The organism is Balneolales bacterium ANBcel1, assembly GCA_029688905.1.
In the GTDB taxonomy this organism is placed as follows: Bacteria; Bacteroidota; Rhodothermia; order Balneolales; family Natronogracilivirgulaceae; genus SLLW01.
This window is the reverse complement of sequence record JARULB010000005.1, coordinates 331209-348208: the sequence shown is the minus strand read 5'-3', so window position 1 is coordinate 348208 and position 17000 is coordinate 331209. Positions and strand designations below refer to the sequence as shown.

13 protein-coding genes are annotated in these 17000 nt (G+C 54.5%); 4 read left to right on the top strand and 9 right to left on the bottom strand.

Features of this window, described 5'->3' with window-relative positions:
• Window positions 1-76 precede the first annotated feature (76 nt).
• The 3 genes from QA596_09085 to QA596_09075 are packed head-to-tail and all read left to right on the top strand — an operon-like array spanning window position 77 to window position 3128.
• Entirely contained in the window at window positions 77-916 is an 840-nt protein-coding gene (locus QA596_09085; GenBank protein MDG5767616.1) for a gamma-glutamyl-gamma-aminobutyrate hydrolase family protein, read from the top strand.
• Window positions 913-1632 (top strand): PH domain-containing protein, encoded by a 720-nt coding sequence (locus QA596_09080; protein MDG5767615.1) that lies wholly within the window; start codon window positions 913-915, stop codon window positions 1630-1632. The genes QA596_09085 and QA596_09080 overlap by 4 nt, the downstream gene beginning before the upstream one ends.
• On the top strand, window positions 1629-3128 hold the full coding sequence (locus tag QA596_09075) for a PH domain-containing protein (GenBank protein MDG5767614.1): 1500 nt from the start codon (window positions 1629-1631) through the stop codon (window positions 3126-3128). Before QA596_09080 ends, QA596_09075 begins: the two co-directional genes overlap by 4 nt.
• A 108-nt stretch (window positions 3129-3236) precedes the next feature.
• On the opposite strand, the gene alr is transcribed toward QA596_09075, so the two are convergent.
• From alr to QA596_09030, 9 genes are all read right to left on the bottom strand, one after another.
• Complete coding sequence (gene alr, locus QA596_09070; GenBank protein MDG5767613.1) at window positions 3237-4397, bottom strand: alanine racemase; 1161 nt, start codon at window positions 4395-4397, stop codon at window positions 3237-3239.
• A gap of 201 nt (window positions 4398-4598) precedes the next feature.
• Window positions 4599-6644 carry a hypothetical protein gene (locus QA596_09065; GenBank protein ID MDG5767612.1) on the bottom strand — a complete coding sequence of 682 codons (2046 nt, stop codon included), beginning with the start codon at window positions 6642-6644 and terminating at the stop codon, window positions 4599-4601.
• Window positions 6645-6646: 2 nt separating this feature from the next.
• Window positions 6647-7876, bottom strand: coding sequence for an ATP-grasp domain-containing protein (locus tag QA596_09060; protein MDG5767611.1), 1230 nt, complete (start codon window positions 7874-7876; stop codon window positions 6647-6649).
• Between the two features lie 160 nt (window positions 7877-8036).
• Window positions 8037-8516, bottom strand: coding sequence for a DUF302 domain-containing protein (locus tag QA596_09055; protein ID MDG5767610.1), 480 nt, complete (start codon window positions 8514-8516; stop codon window positions 8037-8039).
• Between the two features lie 128 nt (window positions 8517-8644).
• Window positions 8645-9322, bottom strand: coding sequence for a DUF502 domain-containing protein (locus QA596_09050; GenBank protein ID MDG5767609.1), 678 nt, complete (start codon window positions 9320-9322; stop codon window positions 8645-8647).
• A 216-nt stretch (window positions 9323-9538) separates the two neighbouring features.
• Window positions 9539-12652, bottom strand: coding sequence for an AsmA-like C-terminal region-containing protein (locus QA596_09045; protein ID MDG5767608.1), 3114 nt, complete (start codon window positions 12650-12652; stop codon window positions 9539-9541).
• Between the two features lie 196 nt (window positions 12653-12848).
• Entirely contained in the window at window positions 12849-14315 is a 1467-nt protein-coding gene (locus QA596_09040; GenBank protein ID MDG5767607.1) for a M48 family metalloprotease, read from the bottom strand.
• A gap of 37 nt (window positions 14316-14352) precedes the next feature.
• On the bottom strand, window positions 14353-14535 hold the full coding sequence (gene tatA / locus QA596_09035; protein ID MDG5767606.1) for a twin-arginine translocase TatA/TatE family subunit: 183 nt from the start codon (window positions 14533-14535) through the stop codon (window positions 14353-14355).
• A gap of 275 nt (window positions 14536-14810) precedes the next feature.
• A complete protein-coding gene (locus QA596_09030; GenBank protein ID MDG5767605.1) occupies window positions 14811-15746 on the bottom strand; it encodes a YaiO family outer membrane beta-barrel protein in 936 nt (311 codons plus the stop codon).
• A 31-nt stretch (window positions 15747-15777) separates the two neighbouring features.
• Between QA596_09030 and QA596_09025 the strand changes: the two genes are divergently transcribed.
• Window positions 15778-16998: a GAF domain-containing sensor histidine kinase gene (locus QA596_09025; protein MDG5767604.1), complete on the top strand. Its 1221-nt coding sequence runs from the start codon at window positions 15778-15780 to the stop codon at window positions 16996-16998.
• Window positions 16999-17000 lie beyond the last annotated feature (2 nt).

Below are 17000 nucleotides of genomic sequence, written 5' to 3'. Positions count from 1 at the left end.
CGCGCCATTCTCCACATAACATCATCAAAAGTGGCACCTTGGAGCCATTATCATTGAAACAGTTTATTGAAACATCATGAGTCGAAAACCGATAGTGTGGGTTTCCGGACCCGATAAGGGAGGGGGCGCCGCCTGGCTGGCGACACGTTACGCCCTGCGCAGAAGCGGCGCACGAGCCAGACGTATTACACCCCGCTCTTTTGAGAAAGTGCGCAGCCGAACCCCGGGCGGCCATCCTCACGCGCTTGTATTGGGCGGCGGCGCCGATATCGATCCGGGCCGGTATGAAGACCTGGTCACGGATCTCAAGAATATTCGTACCACACCGGATCCCAACGAGCCCAAAGGGCAACGCTGGATCACCCTGATCCTGGCACCGTTTTTTCTGCTCGTCCGCAAGGCGTTCAGCGCCGGTGCACTGGGTGTTGACAAGCAGCGCGATGACCTTGAATGGAAACTTATCGACATGGCGGTGCAGAAACAGATACCGATTTTGGGGATTTGCCGGGGAGCCCAGCTTTTGAATGTCTACCACAAAGGGACATTGTATCAGGATCTGGCCAATTACTATCGCGAACGTCCCAATGTCTCCACCATCTACCCCCGAAAACCGGTAACACTGGATCCCGAAAGCCGGCTGCATGCCATCATCGGCAAGGATGTCACCAGAGTCAACAGCCTCCATAACCAGGCGGTCAAGCAGCCGGGAGAGGGAATTCACGTAGTTGCTCGCGAACTTGATGGCGTGGCGCAGGCCGTGGAGCACCGCACCTATCCCTTTATGATCGGCGTGCAGTGGCATCCCGAATACCTTCCGCAGGTTCCGTCACAAAGGCGGTTGTTTGATGAGCTGGTTCAAAGTGCTATTTTGCACCGTGATAACAGCGATCGAACACCGGCAGGAAATGATACATGAATGATCATATGAATAGCGAGGGGCATCGGTTTTCCACAAATCCTAAAGGTTCCGGGGATTCGGAGCGCCCGCAGCCTCCATTGGCAGATCAGTCCGGGCCGCCGGAAACGCGGAATGCAGGCGGACCAAATGAGGCGGGAGCGGGAACAGAATCCGAACCCAAGCCAGAACGCGAATCCGAACCTGAAGTGAAGCCCGGCACTATGCCGCCCGCGGTGCCGGAGCCGGAACTGCGCGACGAACAGGGTCGCCTTTATCTTTCGAGGGAGGCGATTAATGCCTGGCGTATCGCAGGATCCCTTGGCTCACTTGCCTACTGGCTCATTCCGCTGGGGTACGGAGCCATTGCGATGGCCGACACGGGATGGCCGGTGTGGCCCTCTTATGTGCTGGGAATTCTGTTTTTTGTCTATACGGTTCTTGAGGCGACCATCATCCCGTACATCCGGTGGAAACGGTGGCGCTACCAGGTGGATCATAATGAAATCGATCTTCAGCGCGGACTCTTCATCGTCACCCGCACCCTGATTCCCATCAAGCGGGTCCAGCACGTGGACACCCGCCAGGGTCCGGTCTACCGGCAATTCGGACTGGCTTCCGTAACGATTACCACCGCCGGCGATACCCATGAAATACCGGCACTTTCCGAACCGATTGCCGACAACCTGCGGAATACCATTTCGGAATATGCCAGGGTGGCAAGGGAGGATTTGTGATAACCGGGCTTGATATCAGCAAACCCAGGCGTCAGCATCCGGTGGCCATCTTCACGTTTGTGATGAGATCCCTGCGCGAAATGATCATCCCGATAATCCTGGTGTTTTTTGCCGGACAGGGAGGCAATTCGCCGCTGTTCACCTGGTGGAGCATACTGCTGCTGCTCACCGTTTTGCTGATTGTCGGTTTTGTCGGATGGCTTCGGTTTACCTGGCGTGTCGAGGAGAATGAGTTGCGTGTGGAACAGGGACTTTTTGTGCGAAAAAAACGCTATGTGCCCCGTGACCGGATTCAGGCCATCGACATCAGCTCCGGACCGGTTCAGCGGCTGTTCGGCCTGGTTCGCCTGAATGTGCTCACCGCCGGGGGAGCTGCGCCCGAGGCCGAAATCAGCGCCATTTCCCGCAGTGAAGCCCGGGCCATTGAGCGGGCGCTGGAGGTCGAGGCACGGGATGTGGAAGCCGCATCCGGGGAGGCCGAATGGCCCGTTTACCGGCTCACGCGCCGGCGACTGCTAATTGCGGCAAGTACCGCCGGAAGCTTCGGTGTGGCACTTTCGATTGTGGGCACCGCGATGTCACAGGCCCATCAGGTGATTTCAGAGGATCAGATGATCGCTTTTATTGAACAGTATGCCGGTGGCACCAGTGCCGAATTCTGGATCACACTCGTATTATTGGCAGTGCTGGCCGCATGGCTGCTCTCCGTATTTGGCACACTCCTGCGATTTTCCGGATTTACGCTTACCCGCAATGGCCGGGAGCTGCAGTTCCGGCGCGGCCTGTTTGAAAAAAAGCAGGTCACCATACCCTATCACAGAATTCAGGCGGTACGCGTAGTCGAGGGTATTTTGCGTCAGCCGTTCGGGTATGCCATGGTATATGTGGAAAACGCGGGTTTCGGGGATGAAGGCGGGAAGACGACGGTTATATTTCCGCTGATCCGGAAGTCCGAGCTGAATCGTTTTATGCAGGACATGCTGCCGGAGTATGATGTGCAGCTGCCGGGGGTCCGGCCACCGGGGCGCGCATTCCTGCGGTATCAGATAAAAACGGTGGTGCCGGCGCTGATAGTGGCATCGGCGGTGGCGTGGTATTTTTCGCTATTCTGGCTGATACCCGTAATCTTTGCCGTAACGGCTCTGATTGGCTACATCCGCTACCGGGATGCCGCGGCAGGATTTGACCGGGAGCAGGGGTTCATGCGGTTTCGCCGTCTGGCGCGGACAACCGTGGTGTTCCATCGGCGCCGAGTACAGTCGCTGTCGGTTCTGGCCAACTGGTTCCAGCGCAGGAAACAACTCTGCTCGGTGATGGTGACGGTAGCTTCCGGAAGCGGTGGAGCGGACTTCCGGGTCGACCACCTCGATGAATCGGTCAGGCAAGAGTGGATGGGCTGGTACGGCGCCGCACAAATTGTCGAAAAACCCGCCGAACCGGCGGGCAGTTGGCCCGACTGGGCCGGGGTTGCTGAATACTTTGCAAAAAACACGTGATCCGGTCCGCCAGGCCCAAAATCACCTCCCTCACCTGGACCGTTCCGCAGAGAGTGGATGGAGCCGCTTCCGACCGGCAGATCAGTAGATCATCATGACTCGTTTCCATTACCTGACCGTTCTGCGGGGGATCGCGGTAGGAAGCCGACTCACCAGTTCATTGTTGATGGAATCGGTGATCTCTGTAAAAGACTTGATGGTTATGGAGTTGTTTTTCTGCTTGCCGATCAGAATAACATCATCCCCGACAGCCACATCCGGAATTTGACTGACATCCACCATAAACACATTCATGTTTATAAGGCCGGTTACCGGTGCTTTTTTTCCGTGGATGAGCACGTGCCCGCGGTTCGATAACGCCTTGGGATAGCCGTTTGAGTAACCGATTGGGATCACGGCGATCGTCATATCCCTGGGTGCCTGATAACTGGTTCCGTACCCTACGAACTGATCACGCTTCACTTTTTTCACGTGCATGACGTCGGTTTTCCAGGTCATTACCCGTTTCAGGGGGGTGTCCTTCACCTTGCCGGTCTGCAGCAGATGCATGTTGTAGATATCCGGACTGGGCCACAGGCCGAACTGGGCGGTGCCGACCCTGACCAGGTCCATCACCGTCTCCGGAAAGGCCAGCGCGGCCGCCGAGCAGGCGGTATGCCGGATGTTGGGCAGGTATCGCATTCGCCGAACCTGCTTGTACATGTCGTTGAATGTTTTGAGTTGCCGCTGAATCCGGAATTGATTGGCCAGCGATTCAATGCCGGCAAAGTGCGTACAAAGGCCTTCAAACCGCAGCAGCTTCTTGTGTTTTTTGAGAAATCGAATTGCCTGTTCGAGTTCTTCGGGTGGCAGACCGGTGCGGTTTCCTCCGGTCTCCAGCTCCAAATGGATGACGGCTTGCCTGCCCACCTCTTCTGCGGCAGCCCGGGCATTCTCCAGCTGCTCGAAATCAAAGACAAAAAACTCCACCCCGTTTTCGATGACCCACGGCAAATCTTCGGGATAGAGGATGCCCATGATCATGATCCGGCTTTCGTCGTGGGTGAGCGCCTCGCGGACTTTCCAGGCCTCGTAGCTGGAAGCCACCGAAAAGTGTCGGATGCCGCATTTTTCGGCCATCGGCACGAAGGTGGCTATTCCGTGGCCGAATGCGTTTGCCTTCACCACAGATGATATCACCGGATGCGGACCGATTTTCTCCCTGATAAAGCTGAAGTTCTGCTTGAGGGCCGACTGGCTCAGAAATATGCGGGAAGAGTGTTTGACCATAAATTACTGAGTATATCTTCTAATGTGTGCGGCTGATGAAATCCGGTTTGTAACATGAGGGTTGCAATGTGAGGATTGCCGTGCACGGAATCGTCGTGGCAAATACGGGCTTTTCCATGCCCGGGATGTTTATTCAGGAAGCATCGGGCGCCGAAAGGGAATACCTGGATTTCGAATGGTAACCATCATCGCCAAAACATGCTACGTGATTCCCGGTGAGGCTATGGGCTCGGGCACATCCTGCCAGGTGTAGGAAGCGCCCCAGCTGTTTTTGGCAATTTTTGTGACCCGCTCAATTTCTTCGGCGGGGATCCGGTCAGATGCATCACTGTCGGCGGGGTTGTAGTGAAAGGCGTACAGGCGGGAGGCAAACTGATAGAAGGGCAGAGACGATTCACCCGGCTGTTCTCCATAGCCGGCGACGGTGGGCTGGATGTCGGACTGCCACTTTTGACGCCCTTCGTTGTTGGGATTCAGAAAATAGATCCGGTAATCCTCCTCGTGCCGCGCAACCCGCAGCAGGGAGACGGCGTGGAAGCCGAGCAGTTTACCATTGGCCGCCGTCAGAAAAATGCCGACGGGGTTGGGGTAGGCGAGATCGTGTCCGCCGTTGTATTCGGGGTGATGGGTAGCGTAGAAGAGTCTCAAAAAAGCGTCGTACCGGCTGATGGTGTTGTACAGGTAATTATAGGGAGTTCGGAACCCGGTGTGTATCCATTGTCCGTACATGGCGGGGTTGACCCACTTGTGGGGATCCTCTCCCCGCCCGGAGGCCCGGCGCATCATCTCGAAATAGATGCGGTCGAGGTGCGGTACCAGCGCGATCGACACCGCGTCAAGGTTGTAGTCGAAGTCCTTGGCCAAACCTTCCGGGAGCTCGGATGCCTTGAGCAGCTGCCCTTCAAACCGCATTTCAAGATCGTTGGAAGATGCGGCGGTGTGAATCAGGTCGAGCAGTTTGCCGGGTGCGTGCCGGCTCCACAGACTCATGCCGCGCGCCGACTGGCAGGTCGGGTTCCAGCCCTGGCCTACTCCGAGCGGCTGACCCATCATGCAGATGGTGTCAGCGAACAGGTGCTGAAGCGGCGTGCAGCGGCTGTCGGGACGGGATGCGGAGATGTGGGCGGCAACATCGGGGTGGAGCGAAATATCGGTCAGTTTTTCCAGGCCGGTCATCACCGGCTGGCGCGAAAGGAGGTTGCGTTCCAGCATGGCGGCAAGTCCGTACACGAAACGGGTGGTATCGGGACGGCATGCGAAGGAGATGAACCGGGTGATGGATGCGTGATGTTCTTTCAGCTCGGCCAGTCCGTAGTCGTTTAGTCCGAGCAGCCTGCCGATCAGTTCCGGCATGTCGCTCACCCGTTTGAGCATCAGGGCGTGGAAGGCAGATGAAAGCCCGGTTTGCCGCAGGGTGAATGAGAGGGCGTCGCATTCCTCGCCGAGCAGCTGTTCCGGGGCATTCGCAATATGTGCTTCGTACTCTTCAGGTGTTCGGTTGACCGACTCCGGCGACGGGGCGTACAGGGCATCAATATAAAGCGGGAGCCCGTTGGCCCGGCCTTCGGCATCGTCTTCAGAAGATGGTTTCGTACCGGGCCCGGCCGTCATGCGGTCAGTTGTAATCTGGTCCGCCATCTGTTCCCTGACGGTTCGGATGATGCTTTTGGCACGGTCGGTTACAATGGGCCTCTGGCTGCAAATCTGTTCCAGCTCTTTTGCCAGCCGCCGGCTGATCCGGTCCCACTGAATGAAATCGTGTTTCAGCCAGGCAAACAGATTCTCGATTTTTCTGCGGGTGGCCTCATCCACATTGCGAAGCTCCTCGGAGGCATCCGGGAACAGCAGGTCGAGATTTACAACCACCAGTTCTTCGAGGAACCGGCGGGCCGCTTCGGCCGTCATTGCCGGACTTTCCAGGCGACCCCGAGCTATTGCAAGAATTCGCAACTCGCTGAGAACCTCATAAACGGTGTTCATCCCACCCGCTTTAAGGGTGCCTCCCACCAGCGAATAATTGAGGACATCGGGATCCTTCCACTGGGTATCATCAAAAAAGCCGGCCTCTACAATATCGCCGATGTGATCGTAAATCAGCGCCATGCCTCCTTCCTTGTCCATGATGGCATCGAGGCTGCTGGCCAGTTTTCGGGCCTGGTCCTGCCGGGTAAGCACTCCGGCGGTTTTAAGCTGTTCCAGTTGTTCGATAAAATTATGGCGGATGTGTCCGGCGATTGTGTCAGCCATAATCAACCCTGGTAAAAATCGACATTTTCGTAGTGTCTGAGCAGCTCTGCCATTCGTCCGGGATCTTCACCGCGGAAGAAGATGGTTCCGTAGTGATTGCCAAAGCCTTCGCGCTGGTCCGATACTTTGTGCTCCATTGGTTCGGTAAGCGTATGGTTTTCAAAATAGGGATCCTCTTTGAGCTCTTCCGGAATGATCAGGCGGGAGACTTTGCCGGGTTTCGGGTACACCATCAGGCTTCCGGCGTACTGTTGGGCGGGTTCTTCATCGGATGGGAAAAACGCTTCAACCTGCTCTTCGGTGGTGTCCGGGTCACTGCAAAGAATCATGGCCTGGATGGCGTCGAAACCGTAGGCTTTGCTGATGAGTTCAAAAATGTGCCCTCCGGGAATTCGGCAGGCAACTTCCCCGAAACTGAGGGTGTTGTCTTCGGTCAGGAACCACTCCGGGTGGATGACGCCGTACTCAATTCCGAATGCATCCACCAGTTTTTGCATCACCTCGCGAATTTGGGGACGCTTCGACTGCAGATCGGGTCCGGCGGGAATGTAGTTGGAATAGCCGAGGCGAATATACTCGGTAATATTCATAAATCGGATTTTCCCATTGTGGATGAACGCTTCGCAGGAAAACTCCTGGCCGGGGAGGTGGCTCTCGACCAGACACGGAAAGTCTTTTTCGATCACCTTTTCGTCGATCTGATCGTGATTGCGCAGCAGTTTGTGTCCGACGGTTCCGGCGGCGCTGAACGGCTTCAGATGCACCCAGGCATCTTCCTCACCCTTGAGTACCAGATTGGCTTCATTCAGGCGGTCCATGAACTTGTGGACATCCTGCTTGTTGTGGACCTCCTCAAAAAGTCCGACCCGGAGTCCGGCGAGCAGGGCCTTGCGCTTCATCATCGCCTTGTTTCGAAACAGGAACGCACGGTTCATCACCCTGGGGTCATCCCTGTACAACGTATTAAGGGCTCCGGCCCACTCCACGGTTTCCTCGTACAGCGGGATGGCTACATTCGGGTTAAAAGGCGCCAGCTTTTCGCGTAATATCAGGGAATTGGACTGGTCACCCCACTGATTGAAGTCCCATGCTACAAAAGGAATTCCGTTTTCCTTCGCATAGGGTTCAAACTCTTCAAAACTCACAACGACATAGGGTTTGTCCAGTTTTTGTGCACTTTCAATGGCCTGGGCACTCCATCCCAGAAGGACTACTGCTTTATTGGTATTCATAAATAATTGGGTTTTCCATGATAAAAAAACGCGATTCTGATTGCTGCGGCACCGGATTTTATGTAAACGGTACACCAATATCAATGAGCATGCGCAGGAAATAGTTCATTGGGGACCTGAAACAGGAGGGGCGACCGGGTTCGGGTTCGACAGCCGGGATTTATTCCACCACCTGGGCGATCATCATCTCCATGTCCCGTGTCGCTTTTGTCATTACATCGTATATCACGCCGCCGTAGGGACGGGCAATGGCTTTGTGATCCATGCGCGAAATGTAGGTGACCCCGTCGCTCTTTTCATAAATTGCAATGCGGCAGGGCATAAGCGGGGTGATGATGCGCTCGTCATCAAGTTTCAGCACTTCAGCCGAATACCGGGCCGAGCAAACCTCGAAAATCTTGATCTTGTTGACCTCATGGCCGTGACGCTGCATCATCTGCTGCATGTTATGTGTCGTGATAATGCCCCAGCCGGCTTCATCTACCGCTGTTTCAAAGCGATCGATGGTGGTTTCAAAATCATACGGGGACGCGTCTTCCATCATCCCCGGGGTTTCGCTTTTACCGAAACCGCTCAGGATAATGATAAGCAGGGCGGCGGCAAGTCCTGCAATACCGGAATAAAAACTGATTCTAATCATATCGAAGTACCTTTTTTTCTAGGTTGGCAATTGAATAAAACAATATATATAGATAAATACATATTATCAAGTGTTCGATGTGCCTTTACAGTTCTGCTGTTCGGTTGCATTCGGAGAAGAGAGTTTTATCAGCGGGGTTTTTGCATTCTGGAAAACTCGTGAGGTGTCACAATTCCTGCCGAAAGGACCATTTTCAGGCCCTGTTCCACGCTAATGGAAAGCGGGATAACTTCGCTGGTGGGGATGAGGGTAAGCATACCGGTAGTAGGATTGGGGGGCAGGGGGATGTAGACGCTGGTCAGGTCGGCGCGCTCATTTTCGGAGTCATGATACTCAATCTCGTTGGTGATGAATCCCATGGTGTACAGGCCCTTACGGGGGTATTCGATCATGCAGACTTCCTGAAAGGTCCCTTTTTTATCGGGAGAAAAGGCATTGATCAGTTCGCGGGCTCCGCTGTAGATGGTTTTGGTAAGCGGCAGATTGAGAAAGATGCTTTCAAGAACGCGGAAGAAGAACTTGACGACCAGGTACCGGGAAAAGATGCCCAGCAGGAGGATCAGGATGATGGCGGTGAGAAAACCGAGTCCGGGAATATTCAGACCGACATACCGGTAGAATGGTGAGGCGATTCCGTCGATAAATTGGAAAATGAGCCACAGCAGCCAAACTGTGATAAACACCGGAATGACAATTGCCAGGCCGCGCAGGAATGCGCGCCGGATATTCTTGAGCAGATGTGATCCGCCCTCTTCTTCGTCTGTTTTGAAGGGGTTCTTGTAGACGACTTTTTTCTCCTCGAACATGTACAACTCCTTTCGCGGTTAATCTTTTGATATCTGGATATAATAGTCTCCGGTAGTCACGCCGGCATGAGGTGTCTGCGAAGACCTCTCTGCAAGGAGCGGAATGCCCCCGGCCCGACCCTGTGTAACCGTATGGAAGAAACCCCGCAATCGGTTACGGTTCACAGACTCAGCTATATAAACGGAAAGAAACGAAAAATCGATCTGTGGCTGTAGTTAAAATCTGTTCAGGATTCCCTCGAGGATATCCCTGCCGGCATCGCGGGCGCGTTCCTTCAGGTACTCCTCAACAAGTTCCCGGATCCGTTCCTGGTCGAGGCCCGGCCTCGGGTTCTCGGAAGTGCCGCGAATGGTGGCGGGGATTACGAGTTTTCCGTCATCCCTGCGCAATGCGTCGACCGCGTCACCCGGAAGGACTCCTCCGATCCGGCCTGCCCAGGCACCCGGCAGAATGAGTTCGGCGCGGTAGTCCAGCTCATCCTCGATCAGGTTTTGCGTTCCCGACAAATTGAGTCCGATATCCCGGCTTGTCAGATTGAAATCATCCAGTCTCATGATGCCGTCTTCGATATGGTATTTGGCGGTCCAGGAGTCCAGGCTCAGGTCTCTGAGCTCATTCACGCCGAGCAGTTCCGCGATGGCCACCTGTACGGGGTGACCGGCGACACGTGCTTCCTCCATACCGAAATCACCGGTAGTAAACAATGCGGCCATGTCCATCTCAAGGTACTCGTCGAATTCGGCATAGAACTCGGTAGTGGCGCTGAAATCGGCGCGAATATGTTCGGCCATTTGAAGCTGTCCGCCGAAATCCATCTGGGAGAACAGTTCCTGAACCCTGACCTTGTCCAGCTCACCGTTGAAGGTGATGCCGGTATGATCGGCCGCGAACACATCCCACCGGAAGTCACCATGGACCGTTCCATCGAATATATGGACCGACACCTCGTCGGAGCCGATATGGTTCGGCGACATTTCAATCGTACCTTTGATATCGGTGGCCTCCATCCCGAAGAACTGCAATACGGCGATTTCGGCGTCAAACGAACCGGCCAGGTTGGGAAGCACGGCTTCAAACGGTTCGGGCTCAAAATCTTCGGGCGGTTCCTCAAAATCCATGAATTCATCGGCATTGAACAGTTCCGACCGGAAGCTTCCGGTGAAGCGGGCCGGCTCGGCACTACCGGGCTCTTCCATGATGGCCATATAGTTACGAATGCGGCCGGAAATAGAGTAATCGGATTCGCCAAAATAGAAGGTGATGGATTCGGCATGCAGGTCATCGCCAATGAATTCCAGTGATCCGTTCAGTTCACGCAGCGGAAGCATCAGGTCGGGTGAAGCCATATGGACTTCCGAGGCGACCACCGAACCGTCGAGCCGGACCGCCTCGAGGTCATCGATCCTCCCCCTCAGCCGTGCGCCGGATTCAATCTCGCCGCCCATAACCAGTCCGAACTCCTCTTCAACCGGATAGTAGGCGTTTATTTCGGCCAGTGCGATCAGCCCGTTGACGGTGAGGTCGAAGGAAGCGTCGTCCTCCATGTAGCGGTTGACACTGCCCGACAATGAGAACCGGTTTGTGCCGGAGCGCACCCGTGCTTCTTCTATGGTGACGGTTTGATCCGTAGCCCGGACCACCGCTGTCAGGTCTTCGATATCCTGATCGATTTGATGGTACGAAAGAAATCCGTCCCTGAGTTCAAACAAGCCGGAAAAGGTGGCTTCTTCCGGTGTTTCAAGAAGCCCTGCGACCGAACCGCTGAATGAGATCATGCCCCGCATGGAGAGCGTATCGGAATCTATCGGGTAGTATTCCCCGACGGTGGCCAGGTCCAGTGTAATCTCGCCATCGGCTTCAAACGCTGCGATCTCCGGTTCCAGCGGCGAGGTGATCTGCACCGTTCCGCTGAAATAGTTGTCCGATGACCGGGCTGTGGCACGGGAAATCCGCACGGATTCGCGTGTGGCGTTCACTTCCACCTCGATATCTTCCACGGGACGGCCAAGTTCGGCATGACCGATGCGGCCGCCTGAAAGTGTGGCGCTGACATCAAACGAGGCTTCCTCCGGGTTCCAGACCATCCCTTCCGCTACTGCGCGTATGTCTATGAGTCCGGCGAGCTCACGGATATCAAACTCCTCCAGCGGAACATATCTGTTGGCGGTGGAGAGATCCGCGTTCATGGTTCCGTTAAAAGTAAAAACGGCGGTCTCTTCCAGGGGATCGCGAATTTCGGCCGTTGCTGATAACCTGGAAGCTCCGGCGGATGCTTCAAACGTTTCAATCACAACCAGGGTGTTGTCGGCCCGGGCAGAGAGCCGGATACCGGATATGCGTTCGGGCACGTCGCTGTGCTGGATGAATCCGTCGGTAATGGATGCCTGTGCTTCGAATGCGGGAATATCCTCCTCGCTGATCCTTCCGGAGAGAGAGACGGAGAGATCCAGACCACCACCGGTTTCCAGTCCGGCAATAAACTCTTCGTAATCCGGAGGCACGAGGTCGAGCAGGGCGCCGAAATCATCCGAAGCGGAAGCAATTTGCAGGTCGACCATCGGTTCTCCGCCGCCCCAATCGGAGATGCTTCCCTCCAGCGTTAATCCGAGGCCGTGCAGATTCAGCCGGCCGTCCAGCAGGTTCAGGATTTCATTTTCGAGGTCCAGGATGGATGTTTGTGTAAGGTGAAAACCGAGTCCGGAGACAAGTTGCTGCCCTTCAAAGCTGACGTCCAGGCTTTCAAGTGTGATATCCATGGTGCTTTCAAGGACATCGGTGAAACGCAGCGAGCTTTGGATATCCAGTCCGGAGAGCATGGCTGTGGTGCCGGTGCTGTGGTCGATCATGCCGAATGCGGCGCCGGTAATGACGATTTCGGAGAGGTCCAGATCCATGATCTCACCCGGTTCTGCAGGATCATCAGGTATGTCGGCGGGTTCCTCTGCCAGGAAGGGGTCGATGTTCGTGGAGCCGTCCTCGTAAACGATATAGGTAAATTCGGGTCGGTCAATTTCAAGGCGGTTTACACGGATTTCACTCCGGATCAGGGGGATCAGATCCACGGAAACCAAAAGCTGATCAACGCGGAAAAACGTGTCTTCCACCGGGTCGGGCACATCAACCCCTTCGATAATAAGCCCGAAGCGGGGGAAGGTTCGGAACAGGGAGTAGGAGATGCGTTCGATTTGAACATCACGTCCGGTGAGCTCCTGCACCTCCGGCAAAATCATGGAGCGGAGCCGATCATCGGTCAGATAAAGGGAGAGTCCACCGATCAAAACGATCAGGACAAGCAGTAGGATACCCAGGGCCAGCGCCAGTTTTTTCATCTTGATTCCGGTTAATGGTTGAGGATAAGCGAAGCGGTTAACGCGGGTTTACAGGCCGTTTGGCCGAGAGCAGCCGGCGCCCGGGATCAGGCTGCGGGGAAGGTGCCGGCATGAGCGGTGGCCTGCGTCACGTTGGGAGTAAATAGTGATGATTGCGGAATTCTGCAGCAATCAGGTACAAAAATATACGCAAAAATTACTGAACCGGGATTTTCAAAAGTCGGCCCTTATCAACGGTTTCTCCCTCCTCCACTTGATTGATAATGGCAACTTCGCCGGCTGTAATGCCTCTTGGCAGCGGATCCGGCAAAAAGTCTTCAAACACCCCAGGTTCTTCCACACGGACGATCTGCAATCTGGCCGGCTGAACAGCAAGGATATCGCGGTCGGTCAGCCGGTCGAAACTTTCGGGCACAGTCCGGAAGTCATCCCGAAACGTGTCGAAATCATCAGCGGAGCTGTAGCTGATATAGCGGTAGATCCGGTTGTCGAATTCCACGGCGTACACCAGGGCTCTCAGGTTTCCGGCATCCTGTGTGATGGTCACATCAGCCTGGTAGGCCGAATGCCGATCGCTGCTTTGGGTGGCGGTTTCGCTGTTAACGGTGATGCCTTCCTGTCGGGCAAATGACTGTACGGATTCACGGGCCGACGCTGACTCTCCGTCAATGCGAAAAATCATGACGGCATTTTCCGAAGGTGCAAGCAGGATGACCTGGTTGCGTTCGTTAATCAGACGCCACTCATCCGGCACCGGAAACTGAAACTCAAGGTCGGGGTGGACAAAACGGTCGCCATCCACAAAACCTTCCCGGGGGTTGTCACCGTAGAGCATCCCGTCCAGCATTTCCATATAGGTTTCTTCATTGCGGATGGTTTGCTCGTACCCCCGTTCCCGCCATTCGCGGGCAAGCGTGGGGATGTTCTGCTCCCGTTCTCCCGGATCGGGGTGACTGGAGAGCCATGTCGGGATGGTCTGACCCGAAGCTTCGGAAATACGCTTGAGACTGGTAAAAAATGCCGCGCCCTCTTCGGCGGCAAAGCCTGCTCGGGCGGCGTACTCGACACCAAGTCGGTCGGATTCACGCTCGGCGCTTCGGCCGTAGCTCAGGAAGATAAGCTGTGCGGCCTGGCTGCTCAGGTTCAGAATCGGTTCTCCCGGAATGCCGAGAAACTCCTGGCCGAGGATGGCGCCACCGAGAATGGCGATTTGTCCGACAGACTGCCGCAGCTGGCGCTGGGAAGCGTGGCGGGCGGCAACATGACCGATTTCATGGCCGATGACCACGGCGAGCTGTGCGTCATTGTTCAGGTGGGCCAGCAGGCCGCGGGTCACATACACATAGCCGCCGGGCAAGGCAAATGCGTTGACAACGGGGCTGTCCAGCACCCGGAAGTAAAACTCTGTTTCGCGGAACTTGGCGTCCGTGTATTCCCGGCGCATATGGCTCTCGGCCAGTACGAGGCGGCTGAGTTCATCCACATAATCCGAGACGTTCGGGTCATCGTACAATCCGTACTGGGCCGTGAACTCCCGGTCGACTTCACGTCCAATTTCCACCTCCTGGCTCCAGGTGTAGGCCAGCAGGCGGGTGCTGCCGGTAACCGGGTTTTGCTGAACCGCGCATGATCCGGAAACCAGTAGCAGGGCCACCAGAACCATACTTCTGAAAAACCTGAATCCGGGAAGAAGTGGTGCGCTATTGCCTGTCCGGTTCATCGTTCTCCTTGTCCTCATCTTTCTTTCCGTCATTAACCGCTTTGCGAAACTCAAAGATTCCCCTGCCGATGCCCCTGGCCATGTCGGGGATTTTCCGCGCGCCGAATAAAAAGATAATGATCAAGGCGATGATCAACCATTCAAATCCACCGAGAAAGCCCATATTATAACAATTGATAGGTGTGTACCTGAAAAAAAACGCAACAGGCGGGAAACGGATCCAGCCTTCCTGTAATATACAGAATAACAAAAAATAAGCCCTCGTCAATAACGGAGTTGTTGTCTACGCTACTGTTGTTTTTTACGGAGCCATTATTACTGTTGATGGACCGGCGGGCCTTGCCGAAACATCAGGAGCTGGCGGTGAGAGAGATGTCTTCTCTGAAGGTTGAATAATTGCATGTTTTACAAGGCCAAATGCCCAAATGTTGGTACTGGTCAGAAGTGACCGGTGATACCGGCTCGAAACGACCAGTTATTTACGTAGTTTCCCGGATCGAACGACAGTTCCTGGCGGTAGAGTGTGATTGCGGCAACACCTGACAGGTTTCTGATGATTGGGTATCTGCCTTCGGCGCCAATTTGCGCGGATTTCAAGAGCAGAACGTCCCTCTGTTCGGCCTGACCTATCTGGAAGATGGTTTCATCGGAGGAGCGGCCAATAGCGGCCCGGATCATGAGATAATCCCCCTCGTCATTTATAAACCGGCGAATACTTCCCTGCCAGGTCTGTCCGGATCCGCCGTCGGAAAAAATGAAATAGGGGCGGAAGGTGGCCATATACCTGTCGAAATAATGGCTGAGGGAGGTGGTAATCATGATGGTTTCATCTGCACTCTCAAAATCAAGGAAGCGTAGACCGACGGACCCCTCCATGCGCCAGGGCAGGGCCGAAAAGAGTTCGGCTCCGGCCCGGTGCCGGGGAAAAATTTCGGAGTCGGAGTATGCGTAAGCTGCATATGCATAGAGCCGCTCGGAGATAATCGGATAGCTTTCAAACTCCCACTGATAGGCAGTCTGGTCGAAACGATTGCCACGGTGAAGCCGCAGCACATAGGCTCCCAGGGAATTATTTGTTCCAAAATGGAATGATGTTTGATGCTGGGTGTCATACACCCGTGAAAAAACATGCAAATTGTGCTGTATGCCGGCTTCGAAAGGTGTATCGGATGCGCTTGAAGAGCCGGGAGCGGCTGCAAACAGCATGGCAATACCGAAATAAATAACGCGGTTGAAATTGGTGAAGGTAAACAGATGGCGTTTGATCATGATGTAACCGGAAGTCATATGGCTTTGCAAGTAGTGGAATAAAATGTCTCCGGGCATGGCGGCAATGTTGCGGTGGTATTCGTCAACATAAATATTATTTTTCACTTGTATGTAAGCATTTAATCGTTTTTTTGTGATGACACATTCTACTTGGCTTGGAGAACAGACGCCTCCGATTCCGGCTGATGAAACGCAGCGGCTGGAGGCTCTCAGGCGATATGTCGGGCCGGACGGGGCGGTGGAACGAAACGAAGCTTTGGAAAAGCTGGCCCGGCTGGCGTCCGAGTTTTTTGAGATTCCGATTGTACTTGTGAATCTCATCGACGAAGAGACTCAGTATCAGCAAGCTTGTCACGCGTTTGAGGCGCGTACAACTGCACGATCCGAAAGCTTCTGCCAATTCACCATTATGAGCGATGATGTTTTTGAAGTCAGAGATGCCAGAAAGGATCCTCTTTTTCGAAATAATCCCAATGTCACGGGGGGTATGCAGCTTCGGTTCTACGCCGGTGCCCCCTTGAAAACACCCGACGGACACAACATCGGTTCGCTTTGTTTGATTGATCGCAAGCCGAACGCTTTGACTCCTTCAGACAAACAGGCCTTGCGCACACTGGCGGATGAAGTTGTATCACGAATGGAGTTGACACGTCTCAACCGGGTTCTCGAGGAGGAAAGTCGTGCCAAGGATGAGCTTATGCGCATCGTTAGTCATGATATGCGTAATCCCCTGATGGGCATAGTGGGATTTGCCGAGTACTTGCACCAGGAAACCGAAGATGAAGAAAAGAGGGAGATCTACTCCATTATGGAGGATGCCGCAAAGCATATGCTTGGGATTGTAAATGTGATGCTAAATTCGGACTATCTCCGCAATGAATCGTTTGCGTTACATCGGAAGGTGATGGATGTTGCAGAGCTAACCAGGGATGTCATCAAATTGTATCAGCCCTTCGCCATGATCAAGGAGCAGGAGCTGGCGGTTGATCTTCCGGACAACCTCAGGTTCAAGATCGACCCGGAACGGTGGAAGCATATCACAGGAAATCTGATCAGCAATGCCGTCAAGTTTACCCCGCGACACGGGCGCGTTTTTGTCTCGGTTGGCGTGGTGGAAGGGACTCCACGATCGCTTGTTCTTCGGGTGGAAGATACCGGAATCGGACTTTCAGAGGAACAACTGAAAAGTTTGTACTCCGGTAACAAAAGCATACGCCGAAGAGGAACCGAGGGGGAGGAGACCAGCGGCCTTGGCATGCTCTTCATTAAGAAAAGCGTAGAGCTGCATCGGGGTACAATCAGTGTGACATCAGCACCGGATAAAGGAACCGTTTTTACTATTGAAATACCGGAGTAATA

Bases quoted from the DNA above. Each gene is read 5' to 3' on its own strand.
- QA596_09085 (MDG5767616.1), top strand. From the start codon at position 77: ATGAGTCGAAAACCGATAGTGTGGGTTTCCGGACCCGATAAGGGAGGG.
- QA596_09080 (MDG5767615.1), top strand. From the start codon at position 913: ATGAATGATCATATGAATAGCGAGGGGCATCGGTTTTCCACAAATCCT.
- alr (MDG5767613.1), bottom strand. From the start codon at position 4,397: ATGGTCAAACACTCTTCCCGCATATTTCTGAGCCAGTCGGCCCTCAAG.
- QA596_09065 (MDG5767612.1), bottom strand. From the start codon at position 6,644: ATGGCTGACACAATCGCCGGACACATCCGCCATAATTTTATCGAACAA.
- QA596_09060 (MDG5767611.1), bottom strand. From the start codon at position 7,876: ATGAATACCAATAAAGCAGTAGTCCTTCTGGGATGGAGTGCCCAGGCC.
- QA596_09055 (MDG5767610.1), bottom strand. From the start codon at position 8,516: ATGATTAGAATCAGTTTTTATTCCGGTATTGCAGGACTTGCCGCCGCC.
- QA596_09050 (MDG5767609.1), bottom strand. From the start codon at position 9,322: ATGTTCGAGGAGAAAAAAGTCGTCTACAAGAACCCCTTCAAAACAGAC.
- QA596_09045 (MDG5767608.1), bottom strand. From the start codon at position 12,652: ATGAAAAAACTGGCGCTGGCCCTGGGTATCCTACTGCTTGTCCTGATC.
- QA596_09040 (MDG5767607.1), bottom strand. From the start codon at position 14,315: ATGGTTCTGGTGGCCCTGCTACTGGTTTCCGGATCATGCGCGGTTCAG.
- tatA (MDG5767606.1), bottom strand. From the start codon at position 14,535: ATGGGCTTTCTCGGTGGATTTGAATGGTTGATCATCGCCTTGATCATT.
- QA596_09025 (MDG5767604.1), top strand. From the start codon at position 15,778: ATGACACATTCTACTTGGCTTGGAGAACAGACGCCTCCGATTCCGGCT.